General features: G+C 55.4%; 6 protein-coding genes and 1 pseudogene. All 7 read left to right on the forward strand.

Annotated elements, in window-relative coordinates; all coding sequences use genetic code 11:
- Positions 1 to 209: 209 nt before the first annotated feature.
- On the forward strand, positions 210 to 2,735 hold the full coding sequence (locus ACF8AM_RS04185; RefSeq protein WP_392554427.1) for a dockerin type I domain-containing protein: 2,526 nt from the start codon (positions 210 to 212) through the stop codon (positions 2,733 to 2,735).
- Positions 2,736 to 3,370: 635 nt separating this feature from the next.
- Positions 3,371 to 4,843: a Gfo/Idh/MocA family protein gene (locus tag ACF8AM_RS04190; protein ID WP_392554428.1), complete on the forward strand. Its 1,473-nt coding sequence runs from the start codon at positions 3,371 to 3,373 to the stop codon at positions 4,841 to 4,843.
- A 749-nt stretch (positions 4,844 to 5,592) separates the two neighbouring features.
- Complete coding sequence (locus ACF8AM_RS04195; RefSeq protein ID WP_392554429.1) at positions 5,593 to 6,222, forward strand: hypothetical protein; 630 nt, start codon at positions 5,593 to 5,595, stop codon at positions 6,220 to 6,222.
- Between the two features lie 759 nt (positions 6,223 to 6,981).
- On the forward strand, positions 6,982 to 7,779 hold the full coding sequence (locus tag ACF8AM_RS04200) for a class I SAM-dependent methyltransferase (RefSeq protein WP_392554430.1): 798 nt from the start codon (positions 6,982 to 6,984) through the stop codon (positions 7,777 to 7,779).
- A 336-nt stretch (positions 7,780 to 8,115) separates the two neighbouring features.
- Complete coding sequence (locus ACF8AM_RS04205; RefSeq protein WP_392554431.1) at positions 8,116 to 8,589, forward strand: hypothetical protein; 474 nt, start codon at positions 8,116 to 8,118, stop codon at positions 8,587 to 8,589.
- 63 nt (positions 8,590 to 8,652) lie between these two features.
- A complete protein-coding gene (locus ACF8AM_RS04210) occupies positions 8,653 to 9,114 on the forward strand; it encodes a hypothetical protein (RefSeq protein WP_392554432.1) in 462 nt (153 codons plus the stop codon).
- A gap of 99 nt (positions 9,115 to 9,213) precedes the next feature.
- Positions 9,214 to 9,514, forward strand: a pseudogene (locus tag ACF8AM_RS04215) (hypothetical protein); the annotation flags it as partial.

The raw sequence follows: 9,514 nt of genomic DNA on the forward strand, positions 1-9,514 counted from the left end.
TTCCACTCGAAATCTGCGTCACGCTTTGTTTTGTGGGGTGTTTCGCAACCGTCTCTGTTGATTGCAATCCGCCGCAAGCGAGTGCGATTTGGCGGAATCGTTGCGTTTTTGAATTCAATTGGGGAACCAAACGGACGTTCGTCGGCTCCAAGGATTCAGGAAAAGGCGGCCAAACATCCTTCTCAACGCTTTCCCAGCAATCGGCCGACATGCGAAAACGGGCTACCAGCAAGAAATCCAGTCAGCAAAACGCAGCCGTTGGTCGCCACGCGACTCGACGACAGCTCTCGCTTCAGGCTCTTGAAACGCGACGTGTCATGGCCGCGGGCATCCCGGTGGGGGCGACCGTCAGCGATACCGCCGAGTTCTTTCTGGGACGCATTGCGGTCACACCGATCTTCCTGGATTCCACCGGGCAGACCGACACCAAAACCCAAAATTGGACGGAGGGTGAAATCGATGCTGTCATGTCCAAAATCACCACTGGGCTGAACTGGTGGGTCGAAGCTCTGGATCGACTCGACACGGTTCACGAGCTCGAATTTGTCATCGACGATACCTACGCTGAGAATCCGCTGCAGATCCCGATCGAACCAATCGATCGAACCAGCAACAATTACAGCACCTACGTTGGACAATTCTTGGACGACACAGGCATCGACGCGTCGCTGTCATTGGACGAAGGCATGTTTGCCTTCAATTCGTCCCAGCGCGAAGCCTTGGACACCGACTGGGCATTTTCGCTGTTCATCAGCGATTCTTCGGATGACGCTGATGGCTTTTTCGCTTCCGGCGGATCATTTTCGGGCGCATTTGCCTTCCCCGGCGGTTTGTACATCATCGCCCCCTCGACCCGGCCTGCCCAAACATTCGCACACGAAATCTCGCACATGTTTTGGGGGCTGGACGAGTACAACGGTGGCGGCTCGTACAACCAAAGCCGCGGCTACTACAACACTCCCAACGAGAACGCTGCTGACAATCCCACCCCAGGATTCACCCAACAACCCAGCATCATGGCGGGCGGCAACAACTTGGTGAACGCCTACCAAAACTTCGTTTCTCCCGAGTCCACTTTCGCCATGCTTGGCTGGCAAGATTCGGACGGAGACGGCATCTTCGATGTGCTCGACGTCCCACTCAACCTGGAGGGAACCGGGCACTTTGATTCCGAAACCAACCAGTTTCATTTCCGAGGCGAAGCATCCGCGGAAACATTGATCAATCAAAACCCTTCGGGACCGCAGAGCGATATCACGCTGAATGTTGTCTCCGAACTGCAGATCTCGATCAATGGTGGTGAATGGTCGACGCTGCAAACCCCCGACAGTCCCACCGCCACGTTCGATTTCGCCATCGACGTCCCATCGAACACGACCTCCATCTCTCTGCGAGTCATTGATGAAGCGACGGGGGTCACCAGCGAAACGTTGACGGCCACCCGCACCACCCCGATGGTCACCGATTCGCCCGTCGCTGGATTCGTTTACTTGGACGAAGACAATGACTCCAGCCGTAGCGAATTTGAGACTCTTCTGGCGGGAGTCCAACTGGATGTCCTGGCCTCCAACGGATCGGAACTCCCTAGCGGTAGCTTCAGCGTCGCCGACGCCACCCTCGACACGGATCTCTCGCCGACCGACGGAATGACCTTTGCCGCCATTGGCGATAACGTTGGCGACGAAGTGCAAGTCCAACAGGACACACGGTTCCTTGATCAACCTCTGATTCACGTGCTGGACGTCAACTTCAATCGATGGTGGGCCGCACTGGATTCCCGCTTGGGATTGGAAGTCTCGTTTGATCAACCCGTGGGGCAGGTTGAAGTCGACATTGTCGGCATCGAAGACAACAGCTACGGACGCGTCGAGGCCTACGACGCCAGCGGCAACCTCATCACACGCATCACCACTGACATTCGCAACACGGCCAACGGAAGCCTCACCGAAGGGCAAACCTCCACGCTCACGTTGGTCGACCCAGAAGCTCGTATCGCACGCATTGAAATTGCCGGGCACGCGTCCACTCGAATTGGAGTCACCGGAGTCCGACACGGCGTCGAACCTCAAATCGTGACCGATGCTTCGGGCGCATTCATTCAAACGAACCTCGCCGATGGCCAATACCAACTCCATTGGCAACCATCTCAGGTCATTCACGACATTGCCGATGCCACCATCACAGTGGTCAATGGTGAAATCACCGCTGGCGTGACGACCACTGACGGTTTGATTGCCGCCGCAGCAACCCGAGTCGACAGTCCTCGATACAACACCGACCTTGGCGAAGACGACAACGGCGATGGGGTCGTCACCGCTGTGGACGCTTTGCAAGTCATCAATGACTTGAATACCAACGGCGACCGCACGCTTACCTTTGCGGAAACCGATGGTAGCAAAATCGATGTCTCCAATGATGGGGCTGTCTCAGCGTTAGATGCTTTGCGAGTCATCAACAAACTCAACGAACTCGACAGCCAATCCGAACCCGCCGGCGAATACATCGCCGCCGCTCAATCCCGCGGAAACAGCGGAACCGACGCTAGCGACTCAAACGTGGACGACGGAGATGGCTCCTCCGATACCACTCAAACACCAAGTGATTCGTTCGCATCGCAAACGGTGCCGCAACCAACGTTCGATCAACAAACTTCCTGCGACGCCATCTTCCGAGATGATCAAACCCTCGGCGAGATCCTTGGTGTCGAATCCAAATTCATGGCCTCCACTTCCTGAATGAGCGGATGCGGTGTCACGCCATCAAGTTGCGGGAGTCAAATCCGCGCCGCCTGTCATGCGCGGCACTCCCCCTGGCGTGCGTCTGAACGGCTTCGCCCGACCTAGTGGTTCTTTCACGCTTTGTTTTGAGGGCAGTGGACGAGGCGACGAGTCCTGAACTGGCGTCAAATCCACGGACTCGTCGCCTCGCCCACTACGATCGATCCTACCTCTTAACTTTGGCAAACCACCAGTAGATCGGTCTCACAAAACTTCGTTACGGGAAAGGTGCATCGCGCAGAACAACGCTGGAAAACCGTGTCAAAAAACGGCGCCGTCTCAACGCTCACAGAGTGTCGGAAGGGACGGGGGACTCAGACGCTTTTTACATGTGGAGCAGACCATTCGAATGATCGCCGCGGATGAGTGCTTTCATTTGGGAGCGAGCGACGAAGTCAAGGCAATTGCTTCGCCTGGCAACTCGACGTCTCAGGAACGCTTGAGCGGCTGCGTCCGAATGCAACAATGTTCCCGCCCTAATCCATCAATCAAAGCGAACGGCAAGGGATCCGCCCTAAATTGCCTTCGCGTTCGCGTCCGGTTAGTCTATACCCTTTCCAGATACCCTCATTTCCACTCCCGAAGAGCCCTCCATGAGCGACCGACGCGAATTCCTCAAGACATCTGCTGCTGCCGCGACCATTTCCGCCGCGACATTCACCGCAGCAACCACCAACAGCCAACCCGCCTCGGCGGCACCAGCGGGCAGCAACGAACGGATGCGAATCGGGTTCATCGGCCCCGGCGGTCGAGGCTTCGGTGCTCACGTCAAATCGCTTTGCAAACACCACCAAGCTGGCCGCAAAATCGAATTGGTCGCCGTCGCTGAAGTCTTCGAATCCCAACGGGACAAAGTCGCGGACTACATCGAAAAGGCCACCAAGACCAAACCGGCCAAGTACGTCGACTACCGTGACATGATCGAGAAAGAAAATCTCGACGCCGTCTGCATCGGTACCCCCGACCACTGGCACCACCGCCAAACCATCGACGCGCTCGAGGCCGGACTGAACGTCTACTGCGAAAAGCCAATGACGAAGACGGTTCAAGAAGCCTTTGACGTCGAAGACAAATGGCGGGCCAGCGGCAAAGTCATGCAGGTCGGCGTGCAATCGACCAGCCTCCCGGTTTGGGACGAAGTCAACGCTCTGCTTCGCGAAGGCAAACTTGGCAAGGTCCTGGGTTTCCAAACCGAGTACTTCCGAAACTCCGATGTCGGGCAATGGCGTTACTACAAACTCACGCCTGACATGACCCCCAAAACTATCGACTGGAAACGTTGGCTGGGAACCGAACACGACCTCGCCGAAGATGTGCCCTTCGACCGCGAAGTCTACAAGCAATGGCGTCGCTTCTGGCCGTTCGGCAGCGGCATGTTCACTGACTTGTTCGTTCACCGCACCACTTCCATGTTGAAAGCCACCGGCCTTCGCGTGCCAGGTCGCGTCGTTGGTGCCGGTGGCATCTACCTCGAGTACGATGGCCGAGATGTGCCCGATGTTGCCACGGTGGTTGCGGACTTCAACGAAGGCGTCCAAGGCTTGATCACTGCGACCATGTGCAACGAAGAATCACGCGTGAACCAATTGATTCGTGGTCACTATGGCACCTTTGCTTTCGGCAATGGCGAATCGTTCGACGGATTTGACTTCATTCCAGAACGTGGCCCCGTGACCCACGTGCGGCAAGAAGCCGAGCGGATCACGACCAACCCGATCGACAACACCACCATGGCTCACTTCGCCAACTGGTTGGATGCCTGTGAAGCCGGTGATCCATCGCTTTGCAACAACCAACCTGACCTGGGGGCCGCTGCCATGTCGGTCGTTAACCTTGGTGCCCAAAGCTACCGTCAAGGCAAAGTGTTCTTTGTCGACGAAGATCACAAGATCTCTGATCAAGACCCCGGTTGGTCAGCCAAATGGGAAGAGCGTTCTGCCAACGGCGGCCCGGTTGCCCACATCCCAGGCTGGAACGCCGGCGAATACGGCAGCAAGCAACGTGACCCCGATTACATGGAATACGGCGGACCATGGGTCGACGGCAAAGACCCGTCCCAAGGCTAAACGGCTCGCCTGCAGCGGCAGTCAATGAGCTCCTAACACGTGAGCGAGAAACTCGAATCGTTCCCTCGCTCACGTGTTTTGAAGTTGCGCTTTTGCATTCGGTTTTCTTGGCCAACGGCCTTCGTCATCGTAGTCTGGGGGATCACCCCAGGGACCGAGAAAGAAGGGGAATTGGTTGGCCAACGGCCAACATCAACCCACACGTTTTGATTTGAATTTGGCCACTCTTGGCCGACATCCCAAACTCCGACGGGTAAGAGTGCCCGTCCCAAATGCGTTAAGACCTTGGTACGACGAATCAGACACGCCCTGACGCGTCTGTGAGATTCCTGATATCGCCCCGGAGGGGCCGTCGTGAGTAGCTCGGGGCGGAAGCCCCGAGATCGGTGGCGGGAACAAACATGGTCGCCCCGGATGGGCCCGGCGTAGGGATGCGGTGCGGTGCCTCGCAGAACGACTTGTCGATTTTGTTGTAGGTTGGCCACTCTTGCCCCCCGAAGCCTCTGCAGGGTGTATCTTGTTACCCGTCGCATGAGCGTTGACGTTGCGATTTTTCGTTGATTGACCAACGAATGCGAAGCAAAACTCCGAAACGCGTGAGCGAGGTCCCAACTCAAAGCCACCGATCTTCGTTCACGAACTGACTTCCCTTGAACCGCTCGCTGAATACCTTCGCTCCGAACCCATCGGACTCGCACACCGATCCGCCCCATTTTTTGTGGGGCTTCCTGTTTTTAGAAAGAGCCAAAATGAACTTCCGATTGTTCGCTGTCGCTGCCGCGTTTGTTTTGCCACTGTCGCTGGTAACGGGCGAAGAAGACATTTCAAAATTGAAATCCTCGGAAGCCCGTACGGCGGGCGAATTGGATCAACATGGAACCGATGTCCGGTCGCTGGATCGAAAGTTCCAAGAGGATCTCGCGCGTTTGGAAGAAGCCTACCTTTCTGAACGAGAACGGATGCAACAAACGCTGGTCGAATCGCTGGCCAAAGAACAAAAAGCACTCACGAAGAAAGGGAAACTGGATCAAGCGATTCGAGTCCGCGAGCAAATCGAAGAGATCACAGCAACGGAGATCGTTCCGCCTCATCCAGCGACGTCACAATCGCCCCGCCTCAATACAAGCGGATCGACGCTCGCCAAAGGAATCCAAGGGACTTGGCGCTGGAGCAATGGTGTCGATATCCGAAATCTGGAGAACGGTCGAACCAATGGAAACGGAAGCTGGCGATTGCTTAACCCGCGTGAACAAGTCTACGAGTTCCAATGGAAGCGATTGGCGCCGGATCACGTCAAGCTCTCTCCCAATGGCCGCGTTTTGGAAGGCACCAAAGCCAACAACCCGACCATCCGCGTGTGGGCTGTTCGCGTCGACTGAAAACGCAAGCTCTCTCAGTGACGCCAAGCCACAACCGTCCTGTCACCCCGGCAACTCCCTTTGGGAGGGGCGGCCCGCTTCGGGCCGGGGAGGGTTACGCGCTCGTTCCAAACGCTCAACCCTCCCCTCGCTTCGCTCGACCCTCCCAGGGGAAACGCGATGATAGCGGTTTGAGAGCACAGCACTTAAAAAACATCGCGACCTCATAGGCTGCCCCAGGCAAGGAACTCGTTTTTCATTCGCTGGTTGGCGAACGTGATGGACACTGATTTGAAAGGGATACGCAGTTGCCAAAATTCCGAATCTTCGATTTGCTATTGGGGATCGCGGTCCTCGCTTTGCACTTCGCGAATTATAGGATGCTGTCTCTGGGGACTGACGCTGAGATCGCAGGACTACTCAACTTGACCCCAACTCTGCTCGCAGCGTGGATCCTTTTTCGTTCACGAATTTCAATTCCGCACGCGACGCTGTTGCACTACCTTTTGTCGCTCGGTTGGGCTTTTGCAGATACGTTTTGCTATGAACTTGCCATCCATTTTAAAGAGTCGATGGCAAATGAGACGAGACGCACCATTCCTCTGTGGTCGGCCGTCGACACCATGGTGGATATGACAACGTGGTCGGTAGCGTTTTCGGCAACTTTTGCACTGGTTTGTTATGCTGCCGTTTCATCGCCGCGTCCATCCACTTTGCCGAACAACTGAACTCACAGCGTCCAACGATTGCTGGCGTCCAGATTGCTCACAGGTTCGCAACATGAATCCAAACATTGATCCTGCCGCCGACATCGTTGCCTACAACCGCGCGGCTTGGGACAGTCAGGTGCGAAAAGGAAATCGCTGGACGATTCCTGTCACGCCAGAGGAAATCGAGCGTGCTCGCGAGGGTGACTGGAGCATCGTCCTGACACCTGAAAAGCCTGTGCCTCGCGAATGGTTCCCCGATTTCAACGGCGGACCTATTGAAGTGCTTTGTCTGGCCGGAAGCGGAGGACAACAAGCTCCCATTCTTGCCGCGGCGGGGGCCAAGGTGACTGTGTTTGACAACTCACCTGCCCAACTTTCCCAGGACCGAATGGTGGCCGAACGAGAAGGCTTGGATATCAAACTCGTCCAGGGCGATATGGCTGACCTTTCCGAGTTAGCAGATGAATCGTTTGATCTCATTGTGCATCCTTGTTCCAACTGCTTTGTGCCCAACGTTCTCCCGGTTTGGAAAGAAGCCTCGCGGGTCATGAAGCCTGGCGGCAATCTGCTTTCGGGAATCGTCAATCCACTTGTGTATGTGTTCGACGATCCATTGATGGAGAAGGGGGAATTCAAGGTTTGTCACAAAATCCCCTACTCCGATCTCACCTGTCTTTCCGCGAAGCAACGGCAAGCCTACCTCGACGATGAGGAGGCATTTTGCTTTGGTCACACTCTTGCGGACCAACTGGGCGGCCAAATCGAAGCGGGCCTGGTCCTCACGGGACTCTTCGAAGACCGCTGGTGCGAATGGCCCCTCTCGGATCACATCCCCACCTTCATCGCCACCAAAGCGACCAAGCTATAAGCGGTCTCGAAGCTTGCGCACCGAGCTACCGATGTCACCCTCATTCAGGGCGAATTCGCCTGCATGACTTCGAAGGAGTCCACGTTGATAGCTCGGGGGAGTAACCCCGAGAACACATGCCAATCATTCCTGCCAACCTGCATATACTGGACGACGACTGGTCCACCTCGACGATCAATGTGCCTCCGTTTGGAACGTCACACGAAGCGAAGCCGAGGTTTACATTCGATTCCGATCGAATGCCAACAAAAGTGGATTGCAAACAAATCAATCCGCCTGAAGTTTGTCAGCCGATCCCATGAACCTGTGAAACGCTCATCAAATCTGTGAAATTTCATGAGAACGCTGTTGCTGATGATTGCCGTGACACTGCCATTCTTTGGTTGTGGGCCAAGTCAACGCTCGTTTCCAACCGCCGGGGAAGTGCCAGACGAATCGCATTTGCTGCTTCCTCCAGAGGCTTCCGACATTGTCCTTACCGAACACGGAGGTTTTCATACCGCCGTGTTCACCTGTCCCCAGTCCGCCGTCGAGCGATTCATCACCAAATTGCGATCCGAACGTCCGTTTCTAAACGGGGCAGATCCTGTTTCGGGTACACCAATCGTGAATCCGGACGACGATCCGTTCATCCAGCAACAGACGTTCGATATACGCCAGCAGGAATTTGCCATTCGCTTTGGGAATGCTCAGGAATTTCATGCGAGCCTACTTTCCTACGAAGTGGCATTGTCGCGGAGAGGCGGCAACCTGGGAATTTTGTTCGACCCAGCCAGCTCGCGATGCTACCTCGACACCGTATACAAATAAGCAGGTCGGCAAGACTGTTTCGGTAAGCATTGTTGCTCCACTGTCCCTGAAGGAATTGACTTCATGCAATACGAAGCTCGCCGAGTATTCACGTCGATTTTCATAGAAGTCGATCAGGAAACAGTCCATTGGCGATATCAGAATCGTTGCGAAGAATGGAAATACAGCATTCCTTTGACAAGTGTCTACTCGTCACCGGTGAAGGCCGTATCGAAAGCCAAGTTCCTGCGGGCCATTGTGCTTCTTTGTGTTTCCCCCATTCTCGCTGGTGCCCCGCTGTATTTCCTCAGCGTCTATCCTTCCGTGGTCGGAGCGGCGTCAGTTTTGGCATTCTTCTACGCGTTCTACTATCTGGCACCTTGGTACACCGGGCCGATTGAATGGGCCACGTTCGAAACCGACCGTCCTGGACGACCGCTCTACCTTTTTCGCGGATCAGACGCTGCCGAATTCGACCGATTCGTTTCGAAGCTTGACGAGATGGTGCAGCGGGCTCGCCAGCAAGCTGAATTGACCAACCACTGAGCCGATGCAAAGTAACAGCTAGAAATAGCGAAGGCCAGCGAGTGTTTTCGAATAGCCTTTCTTGATCCGCGGCCGTTTGACTCCCCGAAAGAATTCCCGATGACCACCAAGCCAACATTCCTCGCTTTGATGTTGCTCTTGGTCGGTTGCGGAGGTGAAACCGAGAAGCACTCCGTTTCGACTCCAGCCGATCCGCTTTTCGAACTCATCGTCTCTGACTTAGCAACGAAGCCCCCTGCAGCTCCTAATTTTCAAGGCCCACACGTTTGGATCAATCCTGAATTCTGCAACGGCGACAGCCTTTTCTTCCGTTGCGGCACGGAAATCGAAATGGACGACGAGCTGGTTGAAGCACTGCAACGTGCAAGCGAGCAAACGAGTCCATTCCCTGTTCATGGAA

It is taken from the genome of Rhodopirellula sp. JB055, from assembly GCF_043100905.1.
In the GTDB taxonomy this organism is placed as follows: Bacteria; Planctomycetota; Planctomycetia; order Pirellulales; family Pirellulaceae; genus Rhodopirellula.